The sequence below is a fragment of the Agrobacterium sp. FDAARGOS_525 genome, assembly GCF_003938925.1.
Taxonomy (GTDB): Bacteria; Pseudomonadota; Alphaproteobacteria; order Rhizobiales; family Rhizobiaceae; genus Agrobacterium; species Agrobacterium pusense.
This window is the reverse complement of the sequence record NZ_RKIU01000003.1, coordinates 63,396-79,223: the sequence shown is the minus strand read 5'-3', so window position 1 is coordinate 79,223 and position 15,828 is coordinate 63,396. Positions and strand designations below refer to the sequence as shown.

Annotated in this window: 18 protein-coding genes; 9 read left to right on the top strand and 9 right to left on the bottom strand. The window is 59.2% G+C overall.

Annotated features, from left to right (window positions below; translation table 11 throughout):
- The first annotated feature begins 181 nt into the window (after positions 1-181).
- Genes gcvA through EGT36_RS01590 form a run of 3 tightly spaced genes read left to right on the top strand, consistent with a single transcriptional unit; the run spans position 182 to position 2,273 of the window.
- On the top strand, positions 182-1,084 hold the full coding sequence (gene gcvA, locus EGT36_RS01600; protein ID WP_037089906.1) for a transcriptional regulator GcvA: 903 nt from the start codon (positions 182-184) through the stop codon (positions 1,082-1,084).
- Between the two features lie 42 nt (positions 1,085-1,126).
- Positions 1,127-1,735 carry a 3'-5' exonuclease gene (locus EGT36_RS01595; RefSeq protein ID WP_004442770.1) on the top strand — a complete coding sequence of 203 codons (609 nt, stop codon included), beginning with the start codon at positions 1,127-1,129 and terminating at the stop codon, positions 1,733-1,735.
- A 46-nt stretch (positions 1,736-1,781) separates the two neighbouring features.
- Positions 1,782-2,273: a CreA family protein gene (locus EGT36_RS01590; protein WP_004442768.1), complete on the top strand. Its 492-nt coding sequence runs from the start codon at positions 1,782-1,784 to the stop codon at positions 2,271-2,273.
- 36 nt (positions 2,274-2,309) lie between these two features.
- Here EGT36_RS01590 and EGT36_RS01585 read toward each other — a convergent pair whose 3' ends face one another.
- Positions 2,310-2,777 (bottom strand): chemotaxis protein CheW, encoded by a 468-nt coding sequence (locus EGT36_RS01585; protein WP_003522339.1) that lies wholly within the window; start codon positions 2,775-2,777, stop codon positions 2,310-2,312.
- A gap of 226 nt (positions 2,778-3,003) precedes the next feature.
- Here EGT36_RS01585 and EGT36_RS30405 point away from each other — a divergent pair, with 226 nt between their 5' ends.
- The 3 genes from EGT36_RS30405 (at position 3,004) to EGT36_RS01575 (ending at position 4,871) form a co-directional block, all read left to right on the top strand.
- The gene (locus tag EGT36_RS30405) at positions 3,004-3,162 is read left to right on the top strand and encodes a hypothetical protein (protein ID WP_167378199.1); all 159 of its coding nucleotides are present in this window, start codon (positions 3,004-3,006) and stop codon (positions 3,160-3,162) included.
- 141 nt (positions 3,163-3,303) lie between these two features.
- Complete coding sequence (gene sco, locus EGT36_RS01580; protein ID WP_125269977.1) at positions 3,304-3,912, top strand: cytochrome oxidase assembly protein Sco; 609 nt, start codon at positions 3,304-3,306, stop codon at positions 3,910-3,912.
- A gap of 80 nt (positions 3,913-3,992) precedes the next feature.
- Positions 3,993-4,871, top strand: coding sequence for a 50S ribosomal protein L11 methyltransferase (locus EGT36_RS01575; protein WP_004442762.1), 879 nt, complete (start codon positions 3,993-3,995; stop codon positions 4,869-4,871).
- A gap of 147 nt (positions 4,872-5,018) precedes the next feature.
- Here the strand turns inward: EGT36_RS01575 and EGT36_RS30400 are convergent, their stop codons facing one another.
- Complete coding sequence (locus EGT36_RS30400; RefSeq protein ID WP_003522343.1) at positions 5,019-5,192, bottom strand: hypothetical protein; 174 nt, start codon at positions 5,190-5,192, stop codon at positions 5,019-5,021.
- Between the two features lie 293 nt (positions 5,193-5,485).
- On the opposite strand from EGT36_RS30400, the gene EGT36_RS01565 reads away from it, so the two are divergent.
- On the top strand, positions 5,486-7,327 hold the full coding sequence (locus tag EGT36_RS01565; protein ID WP_037089980.1) for an aminopeptidase P family protein: 1,842 nt from the start codon (positions 5,486-5,488) through the stop codon (positions 7,325-7,327).
- On the opposite strand, the gene EGT36_RS01560 is transcribed toward EGT36_RS01565, so the two are convergent.
- Positions 7,324-7,638, bottom strand: a complete 315-nt coding sequence (locus EGT36_RS01560; protein WP_004442758.1) for an AzlD family protein — start codon at positions 7,636-7,638, stop codon at positions 7,324-7,326. The two genes, EGT36_RS01565 and EGT36_RS01560, sit on opposite strands and share 4 nt — an antisense overlap.
- Entirely contained in the window at positions 7,635-8,354 is a 720-nt protein-coding gene (locus EGT36_RS01555; RefSeq protein WP_037089909.1) for an AzlC family ABC transporter permease, read from the bottom strand. The genes EGT36_RS01560 and EGT36_RS01555 overlap by 4 nt, the downstream gene beginning before the upstream one ends.
- A gap of 167 nt (positions 8,355-8,521) precedes the next feature.
- Here EGT36_RS01555 and EGT36_RS01550 point away from each other — a divergent pair, with 167 nt between their 5' ends.
- The gene (locus EGT36_RS01550; RefSeq protein ID WP_006697775.1) at positions 8,522-8,758 is read left to right on the top strand and encodes a DUF2164 domain-containing protein; all 237 of its coding nucleotides are present in this window, start codon (positions 8,522-8,524) and stop codon (positions 8,756-8,758) included.
- Positions 8,759-8,838: 80 nt separating this feature from the next.
- On the opposite strand, the gene pncA is transcribed toward EGT36_RS01550, so the two are convergent.
- Positions 8,839-9,465, bottom strand: a complete 627-nt coding sequence (pncA, locus tag EGT36_RS01545) for a bifunctional nicotinamidase/pyrazinamidase (protein WP_034498807.1) — start codon at positions 9,463-9,465, stop codon at positions 8,839-8,841.
- 451 nt (positions 9,466-9,916) lie between these two features.
- On the opposite strand from pncA, the gene EGT36_RS01540 reads away from it, so the two are divergent.
- Positions 9,917-11,203, top strand: coding sequence for a DUF2778 domain-containing protein (locus EGT36_RS01540; protein ID WP_125269976.1), 1,287 nt, complete (start codon positions 9,917-9,919; stop codon positions 11,201-11,203).
- Between the two features lie 12 nt (positions 11,204-11,215).
- On the opposite strand, the gene EGT36_RS01535 is transcribed toward EGT36_RS01540, so the two are convergent.
- From EGT36_RS01535 to EGT36_RS01520, 4 genes are all read right to left on the bottom strand, one after another.
- Positions 11,216-11,641, bottom strand: coding sequence for a DMT family transporter (locus EGT36_RS01535; protein ID WP_022556583.1), 426 nt, complete (start codon positions 11,639-11,641; stop codon positions 11,216-11,218).
- A complete protein-coding gene (locus tag EGT36_RS01530; RefSeq protein WP_004442751.1) occupies positions 11,638-12,120 on the bottom strand; it encodes a DMT family transporter in 483 nt (160 codons plus the stop codon). The genes EGT36_RS01535 and EGT36_RS01530 overlap by 4 nt, the downstream gene beginning before the upstream one ends.
- 272 nt (positions 12,121-12,392) lie before the next feature.
- Positions 12,393-13,205, bottom strand: a complete 813-nt coding sequence (locus tag EGT36_RS01525) for a glycosyltransferase family 25 protein (RefSeq protein WP_037089913.1) — start codon at positions 13,203-13,205, stop codon at positions 12,393-12,395.
- A gap of 103 nt (positions 13,206-13,308) precedes the next feature.
- Complete coding sequence (locus EGT36_RS01520) at positions 13,309-15,783, bottom strand: ATP-dependent helicase (protein WP_037089982.1); 2,475 nt, start codon at positions 15,781-15,783, stop codon at positions 13,309-13,311.
- Positions 15,784-15,828 lie beyond the last annotated feature (45 nt).

The window sequence follows — 15,828 nt, the reverse complement described above, 5'->3', positions numbered from 1 at the left end:
ATGAGCATCGACATGATCGCAGACGGGATCCCCGCCATCCACCCGATATTGGTTGAGTTAATCTCAAGCTCGGAGGTGATGGTTTTCACGTCGCGTTGTGTCTTGTTGCGTCCATTTACTCTCTGTTTTATGGTGTTTTCAAACGATTGTTTCTCGTTCGATAATTGAGTTGAGCTAAATCATGTCCACCGAACTCCCGTCTCTGAAAGGGCTGCAGGCCTTCGAGGCCGCAGCGCGCTATCGCAGCGTCACGCTTGCCTCCAACGAGTTGAATGTCACGCCCGGCGCCGTCAGTCTGCAAATCCGGGAGCTGGAGGCGCGGCTTGGTGTGCAATTGTTTTTTCGCAAGCCGCGTAGCATCCAGCTGACGCGCGAGGGGGAGCGTTATTACGGCGCGCTTCGCACCGCTTTCCGGATGATGCGCGAGGCGACGGCGGAGCTGACAGCGCGGTCTGAGATCACCGTTTTGACGCTGAGCTGCACACCGACCTTCGCCGTGCAATGGCTGATGCCGCGATTGCCCGCCTTCCAGCAGCAGCACCCGCAGGTGGATGTGCGCATCAGCGTCACGAACCGATTGGTGGATTTTTCGAGGGACGACGTCGATCTGGCCGTCCGGCACGGTTTCGGACGGTACGAAGGGCTTGAGAGCATCCGCTTCATTGATGACAGCACGTTGCCGGTCTGCTCGCCCCAGCTTCTTGAAAAATACGGCCCGCTACGGGAAGCGGGCGATCTGAAATCGGTCCCGCTGCTGCATGATGAAAACCGCAATGAATGGCGGCGCTGGCTGGAAGCGGCAGGTGCAGCGGAAGTCGACGCGTCCGGCGGCACCGTTTTCATCGACAGCAACGGCGCGCTGGATGCCGCCAAGGCCGGGCATGGCATTGCACTGACCCGGCGTTCGCTCGTTTCCCGCGAGCTTGCCGAAGGTGCATTGATTGCGCCATTCGGTAAGGACATGGCCAGCACGCTCGCCTATTTCCTCGTTTATCCCAGGCGTATGCTCGATAATCCCGATCTCGTGACGCTCATCGACTGGATGCTTTCGGAAGCGCATTCCAGCGAAGCCGGTTCTCTTTGAGGCCGATCCGGTTTATGCCGGAAGAAACAACGGGAATCACTCTTGAAAACCATCGCCATCGACTTCGAAACCGCGAATGAAGAGCGGGGCAGCGCCTGCTCCGTCGGCCTTGCCTGGATAGAAGACGGGGCGATCGTTCGTGTCGAGGAACGGCTGATCCGGCCGAAGGACATGCGGTTTTCGCCCTTCAACATCGCCGTGCACGGCATCCGCCCTGCCGATGTCGAGGATGCGCCCGAATTTCCCGAGGTGATGGAGGAGTTCATCGACGACTTCCATGGTGCGACGATGATAGCCCACAATGCCGCCTTTGATTTCAGCGTCATGCGCGCGTCCTTCGACAAATATCGACAGTCCTATCCCGATCTTTCCTATCTGTGCAGCGTCAAGATCGCCCGGCATGTCTGGCCCAATCTGGTCTCGCACAAGCTGAATGTGATCGCTCATCACCTTCAGCTGCGTTTCGTGCACCATAATGCCGCGGAAGATGCCGTTGTCTGCGCGGCCGCGTCGATTGCGGCGGCCAAGGCATTGAGTGTCGCCCATATCCGCGATCTGCCCGAGAAAATCGGCATGGTGGCCGGGCGACTTACCGCCACGGGCTACCAGCCGTGCAGCATGAAAAAACGGCCTGCCGCCCGGGTTGCGTAACGGTGGCTTCCACCTATGTTTGAAGCAGCGTAACGGAGAAGATGCGATGACAAAGAAAACTCTGTCGGGCTTGTTTGCGGGCTTTCTGGTGTTGCTTCCGGTGACTGCGGCGAATTCGCAGGTCGTTGGCGAGGTCGGCGTCGACTGGATCGGCAATGATATCATGATAGAGGCGATCGCTGATCCGAAGATCAAAGGCGTGACGTGCCATGTGACCTATTTCGAGCGTGGCGTCATCGACCGGCTGAAAAACGGCAACTGGTTCGAAGACCCCTCCAACAACGCCATTTCCTGCAGCCAGACCGGGCCGGTGGAGATTGGTGACATCAATCTTTCGAAGGGCGGCGAAGAGGTATTTCGGCAGGGGATGTCGCTGGTCTGGAAGAAACTCGTCGTCAGCCGCGTCTACGACAAGGCCAATGATACACTGATTTATCTGGTGCACGCGCGGGAACTGACCGATGGTTCCGCCAAGATGGCGATATCGACGGTGCCGCTCTATAACCAGCAGGTGACATGGGAAAAGGGCAAGCCGTAAGTCTCGCCCCCGCAATTGCCATGTCGATGCCGTGGATTACGCGGCTTCGCGCGCCAGTTCGTCGGCGATAACCGTATCGAGGTTGAGGAAGCAGACCATGCTTTTTTCCAACGCGACAATGCCGCGGCAGAAGCTGCGCTGTTCTTCCGGAATGATATCGGGCGCGGGCTGCAGGTCTTCGGAGCGGATGGTCATCATGTCGGAGACCTGTTCCACCAGAAGGCCGACCAGCTTGCCGCCGATATCGGTAACGATGATGGCGGAGCGCTCGGAGGGCTCGGTCATTTTCATGCCGAGGCGGCCGGCCATGTCGATGACGGGAATGACGGCGCCGCGCAGGTTGATGAGGCCGAGAACATAGGGCGGGGTGTGCGGCATCGGGGTCACCGGCGCCCAGCCGCGGATTTCGCGGATCGCCATGATATCGATGCAGAATTCCTGATCGCCCAGATGAAAGGAAACGATTTCGAGATATGCGCCGGATTGCTTGATGGCGTTGGACATGACGGCAGGTTTCCTCTGATGGCTCTCTAACAGGCCCACGCAGGATTGAGCTTTATGCGGCGGCCGGAGAATGGACCGGGAGACATCATGTCGAGGCTTGAAAAGCCGCTGGGGTCATAATGCATGGCAAGATTTTAAACTTTCCCTAACAATTCTCCATCTCGCCACGGCAAACTCCAGTATTTTACCGGTTTTCGACTGTGCGTGGACGGGCTATGATAGGAACATGAACGCGCTCGTTTCCCATCCTCTGAAGTTTATTCTGGCTGGACTTTCCGTGGTGGCTTCGCTTGCCATCGTGCTTCTTGCGTTTGACGGCTGGGTGCGGCACGGCACCGATATTTTCCTTTCCGCCGTGCAGAACGGTATCGCCTGGTGCCTGTGACGCCGCGCCGTCGTCGGGCTTTGTGACAAATCAGCGCGGTCGGCTCAAATACGGCCAGTTGATTTGCCGTCGCCGCCGTCCTTCGCTATCTGTCTGTCGGACGCCCGGACACGGCGCAGGCTTTCGGGGTAGGATTGGACAATGAGAAATATTCGCATCGTATTGTGGGCGGTCGTGCTCGTTCTAGCCGGCGTCGTCAGCTGGCTGACGATCGAAATGACGAAGACCCGCGAGCAGATGGTGGAGACCGCCTATGGCGTGCCGTTCGAACTGACGGCTCAAACGGGTCAGCCGATTACCGAAAAAGCCTTTCAGGGCAAGCCGACAGCGCTTTTCTTCGGTTTCACCCATTGCCCGGAAGTCTGCCCGACGACCCTGTTCGAGCTGAATGGCTGGATGGAGAAGGTGGATCCGGCTGGCGACAAGCTGCAGGCCTATTTTGTTTCCGTTGATCCCGAGCGTGATACGCCTGAAATCATGCAGCAGTATGTGTCCAACGTGTCGAAGCGGATCACCGGCATTACCGGACCGGCCGACAAGATTGCCGAGACGCTGAAAGGCTATCGCATCTATGCCAAAAAAGTGCCGGTGGATGAGAAGGACCCGAATGGCGATTACATCATGGATCACACGGCATCCGTTATCCTTCTCGATGCCAATGGCCGTTTTGCGGGAACGATCGCCTATGGTGAAAATCCCGATGTTGCCGAGCAGAAGCTTCAGAATCTGCTGAAGGGCGCGAAGGTTTAATTGCGTTCGGCTTATTGGACTGAGTGCGGTTTTGTGGCAAAGGCAGATTGAACAGCCGAAGCCAGAGGAAACAGCCTGCCGTGAGCGAAATCCGACTTTACGTCACCACGACCGAAATCAAGGCCGGTGAAATTCTCGATTTGATGTCGGACTATTTCGGCGAGGAGGATGTTGCCATCGCCACGACCGAGGTGGACGAGAAGCGTGACATCTGGGAAGCCTCTGTCTATTTGATGGCGGAGCAGGAAGAGGAATTTCGCGAGCGCATCAGTACGCTGCTTGCGCCGGCCTTTCCGGGCCTTGTCATCGAGAAGGAGATTGTTCCTGATGTCGACTGGATCGCCAAATCGCTTGAAGGTTTGAAGCCTGTCCGGGCAGGGCGTTTCATTGTTCACGGCGCTCATGATCGCGACAAGGTGCGGCCGAACGATCTGGCCATCGAAATCGAGGCGGGACAGGCTTTCGGCACCGGCCATCATGGCACGACGGCGGGGTGCCTCGAAATGATCGAAGAGGTTCTGAGGGCGCGGCCCGTGCGCAACGCACTCGATCTCGGCACTGGCAGCGGCGTTCTGGCGATCGCCGTGCGCAAGATGCGTCCTATTCCCGTGCTTGCGACGGATATCGATCCCGTCGCTGTGAGGGTGGCGAAGGAAAATGTCCGGCTTAACGGCATTGTCTCGGGCATGGTGCTGGAGACGGCGCCGGGTTTTCACTCGGACGCCTTCCGCAAGCATGGCCCGTTCGATCTCATCATCGCCAATATTCTCGCGCGGCCACTCATCAAGATGGCGCCGCAGCTCGTCACGCATCTGGCACCCGGCGGCACTGTCATCCTGTCGGGCATTCTGGCGTCACAGCGCTGGAAGGTGCTTTCCGCCTATAATGGCGCAAGGCTTTCCCATGTCCGCACCATCTGGCGCAATGGCTGGGTGACGCTGCATCTTCGCAAGGACTGAAGCTCTCGCAACATTTATTGCGGACAAAAGAAAAGGCGGCGCTTTCGCGCCGCCTGAAAACCCGCGAGCCTGGGAGGAGCTTGCTCAAGCGGGTAGACGTATTCCTGTCCGGACGCGGGGTAGGGAGGAATGCCGCGCCGGATAAAATCAGAATACGTAGCTGGACTTTGCCTTGCGACGCAGATCGGCGCGGTTCATGCCGAGCGCTTCGAGCGACTTATCGTCGAGGTTCAGAAGGGCGGCGTTGACATGACGGCTGACCTGACGCTCGCGTGCTTCAACGACGCGATCGAAGGCGGTGCGGAGGAAAGATTTTGCCATTGCTTCAAATCCTTGTTTGCCAGGAGAGTATCTCTCTCGCTGTGTTGATCCTGATATAAGCGATGTGTTTTTGTTTGGTTAGAGGGTATATATCAGGGTAGGAATGCATTTTTTGCATATCACTAGGCCTTCAGTATTACTTATTTCGCAAAATATGCCCAATTTATCACCGCAATCCCGGGCATCACTTATGTCTTGAAACCGGCTTTGTCCGCGTGGCATTGTCGTTGCGCGCCAACGATTTGATGGTGCCGACAAACAGCTTTCTCTATGTCAGTTCCCGAAAGATGCCCATGTTCCAGACCTTCGAAAACAAATCCGCGCCGCAATTCGGCAAGGCTCGCGTCGAGGCGCTGCGCGCCGGTTTCGATGCCCTCGGTATCGATGGGTTTCTGGTGCCGCGCGCCGATGAATATCAGGGAGAATATGTGCCTGAGTGCGCCGAGCGCCTCTCATGGTTGACCGGATTTACCGGTTCCGCCGGCATTGCACTGGTAACGCGGAAGGAAGCGGTGGTATTCGTCGATGGGCGCTATACGACGCAGCTAAGCTCGCAGGTTGATCAGACAGTGTTCACTGGTGGTGATCTGGTCGGTGCGCCACCTTCCGTCTGGCTTGCCGAACATGCTCCAAAGGGTTTCCGGCTTGGTATCGATCCGTGGCTGCACACCGGCGCCGAATTGAAGCGGCTGGACAAGGCGATCGCCGGCAAGGGCGGTTCAATCGTTCTTCTGGAAAAGAACCCGCTCGATGCGCTGTGGCAGGATCGTCCCTCCGAACCGCTGGAGCCCGTCGTCATCCAGCCAGAGGCATTTACCGGCAAACTGGCGAAGGAGAAGATTGCCTCACTGGCGGAAACCGTTTCCGCAAAGGGGGCGGATGCACTGCTGGTGACCGACCCTTCGTCAATCGCCTGGATTTTCAATATTCGCGGCAACGACGTGCCGCATACACCGCACCCGCTCGCCCGCGCGATCATTTATGCAGATGGCAGGGCCGATATTTTTCTCGACAAGCGCAAAACCGGCATCGAGGCCGAGGCCTACCTGGCGCAGCTCGCGACACAATTGCCGCCGTCGAAGATCGCGGATCGCCTGCACGCCATTGCCAGCGCCAAGGGCCGGGTGATGGTGGATGCCGATCTGACGCCAGTGGCGCTGACCGGCGCAATTACCGCAGCGGGCGGTTCCCTGATCGAGGAAGCCGATCCAGTCCGTCTGCCCCGCGCGCGCAAGAACAGAGCTGAGCTTGCCGGTTCCGCCGCCGCCCATGTGCAGGATGGGGCGGCCATGGTCGAATATCTCTGCTGGCTGGATCGTCAGCAGCCCGGCACGGTGACGGAAATCGACGCCGTCAAGGCGCTGGAGGCGGCTCGCGTCAAGGTGGGGCAGGGGCTGCAAAACCCGCTCAAGGATGTCTCTTTCGACACGATTTCCGGGGCCGGCGCACATGCCGCCATCATCCATTACCGCGTCACGACAGATACGGATCGCACACTTGCCGATGGTGAGATGTTCCTCGTCGATTCCGGTGCGCAATACGTCAACGGCACCACGGACATCACCCGCACCGTTGCCATCGGCACCGTTCCGGAGGAGCAGAAGCGCTTCTTCACGCTGGTCCTGAAGGGCATGATCGGCATAAGCACCGCACGGTTTCCAAAGGGAACGCGCGGTTGCGATCTCGATCCGCTGGCGCGCATCGCTCTCTGGAAAGCTGGCGCGGATTATGCCCACGGCACCGGCCACGGTGTCGGTTCCTATCTTTCGGTGCATGAGGGGCCGCAGCGCATTTCGCGGCTGTCGACACAGGAGCTTTTGCCCGGCATGATCCTGTCGAACGAGCCGGGTTATTATCGTCCCGGTGCCTTCGGCATCCGTATCGAAAACCTCATCTATGTGCGCGAGGCGGAAGAGGTGGCCGGAGGCGACCAGCCGATGTTCTCTTTCGAGACGCTGACATGGTGCCCCATTGACCGAAGGCTGGTGGTCACCGCACTTTTAACTGACGAGGAGCTCAACTGGCTAAATGCCTACCACGCAGGCGTGCTGGAGAAGCTTTCTCCCCTGATAACCGACGAAGAAGTCAAGGCGTGGCTCGTTGCGGCGACCAAGCCATTGGAGCGGGTTGCTTAAAGCAGCCCGAAATGCCGGATGGCGATGACGATGGCCCAGCCGATGGCGAGCATCGTCAGGCCGGGAAAGCGCAGGCAGACCAGAAGGGCGCCCACCATGCCGATCTTCACCTCGTATCCGCCTTCAAAAAAGGCGGGTGCGACGAGTGTGGTGAGAACCGCCACGGGAACGGCGTTCAGGCCCGCCTCCATCCGCGGCGGGATGGATTTCATCCGCGTCATCAACACATAACCGCCGATGCGGGTGAGATAGGTGGCGATGGCGGCGAGTGCGATCAGGAAAATCGTATCTGCGTGCAGAACGTTACTCATGGCGTTTCCACCCCATTCTCAGAATTCGTCGCGCCATTCGGTTTCGGCGGATAGAGGACCGCGACGAGAATTCCGGCGACGGCGCCGAGACTGACATGCCACGGCGAACCGACGATGTGATAGGCAACCGTTGCGCCGACTGCACTTGCCAGCATGACAGGGTAGAAATTTTCTCGCTGACGGAAGCTCAGCACCATGCCCATGAAATAGATCGGGAGCAGGACATCGAGACCGATGGCTTTCGGGTCGCCGATCATATTGCCGAGCGATGCGCCGAGAATGGTCATTGCCAGCCACAGCACATAAACGGGTGCCGCAAAGCCCATGTACCAGGAAAAGCCCACCGTGCCGGTATTTTCGTATTTCCTCACCGATTCGGCGAATTGCGGATCCACCAGCACGAAGAAACCGGCGGCCTTCTGCAGGAATGACCAGTTCGAGATCATTCGGGCGATGGCGGCGGAATAGAGGATATGGCGGAAATTGACGGCGAACACGGAAAGAACGATCAGCCAGGGGGCAACCTTCTGGCCGAACAGTTCGATACCGACGAGCTGGCTTGCGCCGGCGTAGACGGTGCCGCTCATGATCGTGGCTTCGGTGACGCTCAGCCCGTTATCGACCGCGACCGCGCCGAACAGCGCACCGAAAGGGGCGGCGGAGAGGGCGATCGGGAAACCGCCCCTCAATCCCTCGCGAAAATCTTTATTGAACATCTCTGGAACTCCTTGCCGCCGCTCTATCGCCGTCCCGTCCGACTGGCAAACGAATTGCATGAATGGATCGATTGATTAACTTGAAGCTTCCGTTACGGTATGGTGCCGGGCGGGCGGTCTCATCGCCCTCTTCCGACGCCGCTAAATAATCAGACCATGGAAGATCGATGCTGGAGAAGCAGGAGAAGGCCGCGTTGGCCGCACGTGTCCGGGACTATCTTGCCCGGGAAGCCGAAGCTGAAATCGGCCTTCTGCAGGCGGAGATCTTCGTGGATTTTCTGGCGGAGGAATTGGGATATGTGTTCTACAATCAGGGGCTTCGCGATGCGCAGGCGGCGATCCTGAGACGTCTTGAGGACGCGGCGGGGGATATAGACGTGCTGGAGAAACCGAAGCCGCGCTGATGCGCCCACTGCGCAGAGGCCCATCAAAAGGGCTCCTGTGGCGAGCACGGCAATCGGTAAACTGGTAGGCGCAGCTCCCTTTAATCGCGCAAGATGTCGCGGCTTTTAAGAATGATCGCGCCTTTTTCACGCATCGTCGCAATCGCGGCTTTTATACCCTGCGGGTCGATGCCGCGGCTCGCATCTTCGATGAAGCGGACCTTGACGCCGGGCAGCATGTCCAGCGCATCGAGCACCGAAAAACTGACGCAATAATCGGTGGCGAGGCCACAGACATCGAGTTGCGTCACGCCCTGTCGGGTCAGATAATCGGAAAGCCCCGTCGTCGCGCCCTGGTCGTTGTCGCGAAAGGCGGAATAGCTGTCGACAGCGGGGTTTTCGCCTTTCTGCTGAATGTAGTCGAAAGCTTCCGTCTTCAGATCCGGGTGGAATTCCGCATCCGCCGTGCCCTGCACGCAATGGTCGGGCCACATCATCTGCGGTTTGCCGGAGAGTTCGCCCATGTCGAAGGGTTTCTTGCCGGGATGCTGCGAGGCGAAACTGCCGTGGTTTTCCGGGTGCCAGTCCTGCGAGGCGACGATGAGGTCGTAGCCGCCATTGTCGATCAGGGCATTGGCAGTGGGCACAACCTTGTCTCCATCGGCAACGGCCAGATTGCCGCCCGGGCAGAAACCGTTCTGAATATCGATGAGCAGCAACGCCTTCATGATGGCCTCCCTTTTCCGGGCAGGATGCCAAGCTGCTCCTGGGGGATCAAGCCTTTTTCCGCCTGCCCGGCATGTGCTGTGGTGGGGAGCAGCGACCTTTCATGTCGCACTCCTGCCGCATTTCCAGCAAATTTCCGGCAAAGTCGGAAATTACCTGACAATACGGCGGAAATTTTTCAAGGCCAATGACGCCATTAGGGCGCTTCCCCGGGACCACGCGGTGCACAAGCACACGGTATCCGCGTAAGTCATTGTTTTGCCTTAGCCCCACAATGCGCAGACCTTAACGAAATATTTTTGCAGGGACTCGTAAACACTTTGGTTACCATAATTCGTCATGCTTCGAACCAGTCAGTTCCGAAAGCGGCCCGGTGTTCGCCCGTTCTTCGGATGTCCCAAAATCCCTCCGGCGTCGGCCGGGTATGCGTGAACGGTTCGAGTAACGAGTATCATGGCGTTTTCTGCTGCGGCCTATAACGGCGCCGGTCTTGCCGGTTCGCATTCCCTCAAGAGAGGCAAATCCTTCTCGTTCGGGCGAATGTCGGCGCTTCTTGGTGGCGGTGCCTTTGCCGGCCTTTTTGCCTTTGCCGCTTTCGCTTCGCTGCACAGCATGGCCGCCGCCTCGCATGGCGTCGGACAATTTGAAAAGACGCTTGTGGCAAGGCTGGATACCGCCGAGGCGGCGATTGCCCGCACGGCGGCGCGTGATATTCACGTCCGCAAGTTTTCGCGCCTGAGCGACCACAGTCACGGCCAGCAGAAGGCCGTCCGCCTTGCCGGCATCATGCCGGAGATCGGCGCGAAAGAATTCGGCGAACGATTTGGCGCGGCGGCAAACGCCAAAGGACAGGCGACCGTCAAGGAACTTGCCGCGCTTCAGCCTTCCGCGATCGTCGATTCGGCGCTTGGACGCACCTCCGAGGTTGCCTATCAGAGCGCCGTTCCGCAGCATCCGGCATTCGAAGTGGCGCTGGCCCGACCGCAGGTCGAGGAAGAGGCAAGCAGTCTGCTCCCCGACGACGTGCCGCTGCCGAGCTTCAGACCTGATGTCGCGACAGCTCAAACGGTCGAGCCGTCACCGCGTCCTGCGGCAACGGCCAAGGCGGATGAGCGCGTTCCCGCTGTCGCCTCTGCGCCTGCTTTCGCTGCGCCGGTTCCGCTGCGGGCGCCGCAGGCGCCGAAACAGAGCACCGGCGCCATGCTGGCCTTCGCGAAACCGGATAATCCGATGCGTGAGCCAAGCAAGATGGATGCGGTTCCGTGGCCTGACCGTGGCAATGGCACGGCGATCTACGATATTTCTTCCGGCGTGGTGCACATGCCGAATGGCGAGAAACTGGAAGCGCATTCCGGTATCGGCAAGATGCGCGACAATCCCGATTATGTTCACGTCAAGATGCGCGGGTCCACACCGCCTTCAAGCTACAAGCTGACAATGCGCGAGGCGCGCTTCCACGGCGTTGAAGCCATTCGCCTGACGCCGGAAAACGGTGTCAATCCGCACGGCCGCGACGGGCTTCTTGCTCATACATACATGCTGGCGAAACGCGGCGAATCCAATGGCTGCGTTGTGTTCCGCGACTATTCCCGCTTCCTCGCGGCCTTCAAGCGCGGTGAGGTCAAGCGCATGGTGGTCGTGCCGAAGCTGAACGGCAACCGCCCGACGCTCGCGAGCAGCGGTGGTAAAAGCGGCGGTAAGACGCTGCTCGGCATGTTCTCGCGCGGCAGCGACTCGTGACTGCGCGAATATTTAACGGCTGCGCCGCTGCGTCAGCACCATGCCGGCCAGAATGAGCAGGATGCCGAGAGCGCTGGCCCAGATTTTCGGCGGATGATCGCTGAAAAGATCGAGCATCACACCTGAGACCATCTGGCCGCTTATGACCAGAAGCGCGGTGTTGACCGCGCCGATGCGGGGGATGAGCCAGCTTCCCGAAGCGATGAAGACGACGCCGATGGGGCCGCCGATAAAGGCAAGCCAAGGTGCATCGGCCGCACCCGGTGGAATGAGGCCGCCGACAACGAGTCCGATCACGGTCAGTACGGCAAAGCCGACGATGTGGTTCCAGAAAGACGCGATGAGCGGCGAGTTTGACAGGCTGAGCCGGCCGTTGATCTGGCGGCTCAGCGCCACGAAGACGCCGCCGGTAAAGGCCATGGCGATCCAGACGATCATGCCGTTCTCCCGACAAGGATGATGAGTGCGCTGCCGCATAGAATGAGCGCCACTGCCGCCATGTCCCGAAGGTCCGGCTTTCTTCTGGGCAGTCCGAACAGACCGAAAATATCAGCCAGAAGGCTGAAGATGACCTGTCCACCAAGTCCGAGCGCAATGGTTCCCGAAAGCGCCAGCGGTGAATTGACGGCGGTGGAGGTGAGGATGACGATCGCGGCACCCACAACGCCGCCGCAATAGGCCCAGAGCGGCGCTTTCGGTTTTGCCGGGGCCGAAAGGTCTTTCTTCGAACGCATGATAGCCAGATAGACCAGCGCCGCCACCGTGCCGGTGCCGTGCGCCGTCCAGGAAGAAAACAGCGCGTTGCCGTAATGGGCCAGCTGTCCGTTGAAATGCACCATCAGCGTCAAAAGACAACCGCTGGCGAAGGCGGCGGCGAGATGCAGCGGATTCAGGCGTGGATGCGTCGTGTCTGTCATGTCGGATCGGAAAAGCTGAAGATGGACACGAGCTTTAGCCCATCTGCGCCTGAATCGGAATCGAATTGCGAGAGCTGGCGGATTTGGACGAGATTATCCTGTGCGTTGCGGAACAAGCGATGTGGCCACGCATTATTGCAGCATGAAGAAAACGACACGCAAACCGTTGAACCGGATGACGATTTTCGTCGTCTCGATTTTTATTGTCGGAGCCGTTGTGGCGGCAATTTATCTTGTCGGCTTCACGCCCGGCGAAGTGTAAGACGGAGCGATCAATGACCGGCCGGGGCGGCGTTGCCCTTGCCGCGTTCCATTGCAACGCGCGCCCTGGCGACCGCGAAGCGAATACCGCGCAGCAGGAACCGGCTGGTTTCCAGATAGGCCCGATAGGGCAGGACAGTAAAATACCGCCAGCGCGGCAGGCGGTAAATGCGCAGATTATTCTGGATCTGGCTTTCACCATCCGCATCCTGCGTGGCGCAGAGCGGATAGATGAAGGCGGCCTTCAGGCCGGACAGATATTCAAGATCGAAGGCGATATCGTAGGCGAGCCGCATCGGGATGAGCTTCGATATCCATTGTCCGGCACGACGGTTGACGAGATAGGCGCCTGAGCCTTTTTCGCGTGTCAGCGCAATGGCTAGTGAGCGACCGTTCGAGAGCGGACGGAACGGAAATTTCCGGCCATTGCTGACCGTCGTGAGACGCAGCAAGTCCCAGTCTGAGCCATTCAGCGCCGCCTCATCAATCGCATTTAGAAAATCATCATCGAAGATCACGTCATCCTCGAGGATGAGCGAGATATCGGCATCGTCTTCCATGAATTTTCGGGCGCAGGCGACATGGCTGAGATAGCAACCGATTTCCGGAGGTGACGTGCGGCGGCCATGCATCAGCATATAGGAAATTTCGCTGAATTCCGGGATTGGATAATTCAGCTCCCTGCCATTGACGCCTGGGATGCGCTCCGCCTTGAGACCCATGGCATCAAGGCGCGCGGTCATATCCGCGAGGCGCTTGGTGGCGCCGTCCATGTTGATCAGGAAAACCGCAAGCTTGCGCTGGCTTTTCGGCAATATATGCAAAGCAGTCCTCACCCGGTACTCACATCCCATTGCAACTCCTTTATTGCAATGGCGTGACGTGGGCTATGGGAAAAGCGGCCTTCAGGCACTCATAGTTGTTGAATCAAACCTTTTCCACAAATCCATCCAGCACGCGCTTCTGGCCGGCGCGGTCGAAGTCGATGGTGAGCTTGTTCCCCTCGATGGCAGCGATATTGCCGTTGCCGAACTTGATGTGGAAGACGCGGTCGCCGACGAAGAATCTTGACGGCGTGTCGGCCACGGATTTGGCCACCAGTTCCCCATCGATGGTGCGGGTGCGCGGGCCGCTTTCGCCATAACCGATTCGTTCCACCGCATGGCCGGAGCGCGTGCCCCAGTTGTCGCGGGTGGCATCGCTACGGTTCTGCTGCGCACGTTTCCAGCCCGGGGTTGAATAAGTGTTCGCAAAGGGATCGGCCTTGTCGAAACGCGATTGTCCGTAGCCACCACGCCCGCCATACCCGCCGTAATTGCTGTCGGATGCTGCGACATCGACATGGGCGGGCGGCAGTTCATCCAGGAAGCGCGAGGGCAGGGTGGATTGCCACAGCCCGTGAATACGGCGGTTCGAGACGAACCAGATATGGCAGAGTTTCTTGGCACGCGTAATGCCGACATAGGCAAGACGACGTTCTTCCTCCAGACCGGAGCGGCCGCCTTCATCCAGCGCCCGCTGGTGCGGAAACAGGCCTTCTTCCCAGCCGGGCAGGAAGACGGTGTCGAATTCCAGACCCTTGGCAGAATGCAGCGTCATGATGGAGACGGCATCGAGATTTTCGTTCTGCTCGGCATCCATGACAAGGGCGACATGCTCGAGGAAACCGCGCATGCTTTCAAAGGCTTCCATCGAGCGGATGAGTTCCTTCAGGTTCTCAAGGCGTCCGGGCGCTTCGGCCGTCTTGTCGGCCTGCCACATGGCGGTGTAGCCGCTTTCGTCGAGAATCTGCTCGGCAAGCGTGGTGTGCTCGGTGTTTTCGAGCAGACCCTGCCAGCGGCGGAAATCCTGCACCACATCGAACAGCGCCTTGCGGGCCTTCGGCTTCAGCTCGTCGGTTTCGATGATGTCGGCCGCTGCCGCCAGCATCGGAATGTCGCGGGCACGCGCATAGTCGTGCAGGTTGCGGATCGTCGTATCGCCAAGGCCGCGCTTCGGCGTATTGACGATCCGCTCGAAGGCGAGATCGTCGGCCGGCTGGCAGACGAGGCGGAAATAGGCCATGGCATCGCGGATTTCGAGGCGCTCATAAAAGCGCGGGCCGCCGATGACGCGGTAATTGAGGCCGAGCGTGACAAAACGGTCTTCGAATTCGCGCATCTGGAAGGAGGCGCGGACGAGGATCGCCATGTCGTTCAGCAGGTGACCCTTGCGCTGAAGCTGCTCGATCTCTTCGCCGACTGCGCGGGCTTCCTCCTCGGAATCCCAGGCAGCATGCACCACGACCTTTTCGTCGTCAGGGCTGCTGCGTTCGGTAAACAGCGTCTTGCCGAGGCGTCCCTCATTATGCGCGATGAGGTGGCCAGCCGCGCCGAGAATATGCTCGGTGGAGCGGTAATTGCGTTCGAGCTTGATGACCTTGGCGCCGGGAAAATCCTTGTCGAAGCGCAGGATATTGTCGACTTCAGCACCGCGCCAGCCATAGATCGACTGGTCGTCGTCACCCACGCAGCAGACGTTCTGCGGCTCGCCCTTGGCGCGCTGGGCCAAGAGCCGGAGCCACATATATTGCGCCGTGTTGGTGTCCTGATATTCGTCCACCAGAATGTAACGGAACTTCTGGTGGTACTCCTTCAGAATATCCGTATGGCGGCGGAAGATGCTGATCGGGTGCAGCAGCAGATCGCCGAAATCGCAGGCGTTCAACGTTTTCAGCCGGTTCTGATAGGCGGTATAGAGCTCGCGGCCCTTGCCATTGGCGAAGGCGCGGCTGTCTCCTTCAGGAATATCCGGCGGCGTCAGGCCCTTGTTCTTCCAGCCGTCGATCATGCCGGCGAACTGTTTGGCCGGCCAGCGCTTGTCATCGAGACCTTCGGCCTGAATGAGCTGCTTGATCAGCCGCACCACGTCATCCGTATCGAGAATGGTGAAATCCGACTTCAGGCCGACGAGTTCGGCGTGACGACGCAACAGCTTGACGCCGATGGAGTGGAACGTGCCGAGCCAGGGCATGCCCTCGACCGCGCCGCCGACGAGAACGCCGATGCGTTCCTTCATCTCGCGGGCGGCCTTGTTGGTGAAGGTCACGGCAAGGATCTGGCTGGGATAGGCCCGGCCCGTTGCGAGAATATGGGCAATGCGGGTTGTCAGAACACGGGTCTTGCCGGTGCCGGCGCCGGCGAGGACGAGAACCGGCCCGTCCAGCGTTTCCACGGCATCGCGTTGTTCCGGGTTGAGGCCGGAAAGATAATCGGGTGCGGCACGCGTTTGATCGCGCGCAGCCATGGCGCGGGCGGCAATGCCAAGCCCGCCGCCGTTTTCCGAAGGGGCATTGTTCGTCGCCCTGCGCGGCGCCACGGGTTCCTCATCGAAGAACGGCATATCGTCAAAACTGTTGCTCATGCGGCCCAATGTAGTGATTCGGGATATAAAGGCCAGAACCGCGTT

What these genes read in the sequence shown, in the direction of transcription:
- EGT36_RS01520 (WP_037089982.1), bottom strand. Translation starts at nt 15,783, where the DNA reads ATGAGCAACAGTTTTGACGATATGCCGTTCTTCGATGAGGAACCCGTG.
- EGT36_RS30400 (WP_003522343.1), bottom strand. Translation starts at nt 5,192, where the DNA reads ATGGCAAAATCTTTCCTCCGCACCGCCTTCGATCGCGTCGTTGAAGCA.
- EGT36_RS01585 (WP_003522339.1), bottom strand. Translation starts at nt 2,777, where the DNA reads ATGTCCAACGCCATCAAGCAATCCGGCGCATATCTCGAAATCGTTTCC.
- sco (WP_125269977.1), top strand. Translation starts at nt 3,304, where the DNA reads ATGAGAAATATTCGCATCGTATTGTGGGCGGTCGTGCTCGTTCTAGCC.
- gcvA (WP_037089906.1), top strand. Translation starts at nt 182, where the DNA reads ATGTCCACCGAACTCCCGTCTCTGAAAGGGCTGCAGGCCTTCGAGGCC.
- EGT36_RS01540 (WP_125269976.1), top strand. Translation starts at nt 9,917, where the DNA reads ATGGCGTTTTCTGCTGCGGCCTATAACGGCGCCGGTCTTGCCGGTTCG.
- EGT36_RS01565 (WP_037089980.1), top strand. Translation starts at nt 5,486, where the DNA reads ATGTTCCAGACCTTCGAAAACAAATCCGCGCCGCAATTCGGCAAGGCT.
- pncA (WP_034498807.1), bottom strand. Translation starts at nt 9,465, where the DNA reads ATGAAGGCGTTGCTGCTCATCGATATTCAGAACGGTTTCTGCCCGGGC.
- EGT36_RS01535 (WP_022556583.1), bottom strand. Translation starts at nt 11,641, where the DNA reads ATGATCGTCTGGATCGCCATGGCCTTTACCGGCGGCGTCTTCGTGGCG.
- EGT36_RS01590 (WP_004442768.1), top strand. Translation starts at nt 1,782, where the DNA reads ATGACAAAGAAAACTCTGTCGGGCTTGTTTGCGGGCTTTCTGGTGTTG.
- EGT36_RS01560 (WP_004442758.1), bottom strand. Translation starts at nt 7,638, where the DNA reads ATGAGTAACGTTCTGCACGCAGATACGATTTTCCTGATCGCACTCGCC.
- EGT36_RS01555 (WP_037089909.1), bottom strand. Translation starts at nt 8,354, where the DNA reads ATGTTCAATAAAGATTTTCGCGAGGGATTGAGGGGCGGTTTCCCGATC.
- EGT36_RS30405 (WP_167378199.1), top strand. Translation starts at nt 3,004, where the DNA reads ATGAACGCGCTCGTTTCCCATCCTCTGAAGTTTATTCTGGCTGGACTT.
- EGT36_RS01550 (WP_006697775.1), top strand. Translation starts at nt 8,522, where the DNA reads ATGCTGGAGAAGCAGGAGAAGGCCGCGTTGGCCGCACGTGTCCGGGAC.
- EGT36_RS01530 (WP_004442751.1), bottom strand. Translation starts at nt 12,120, where the DNA reads ATGACAGACACGACGCATCCACGCCTGAATCCGCTGCATCTCGCCGCC.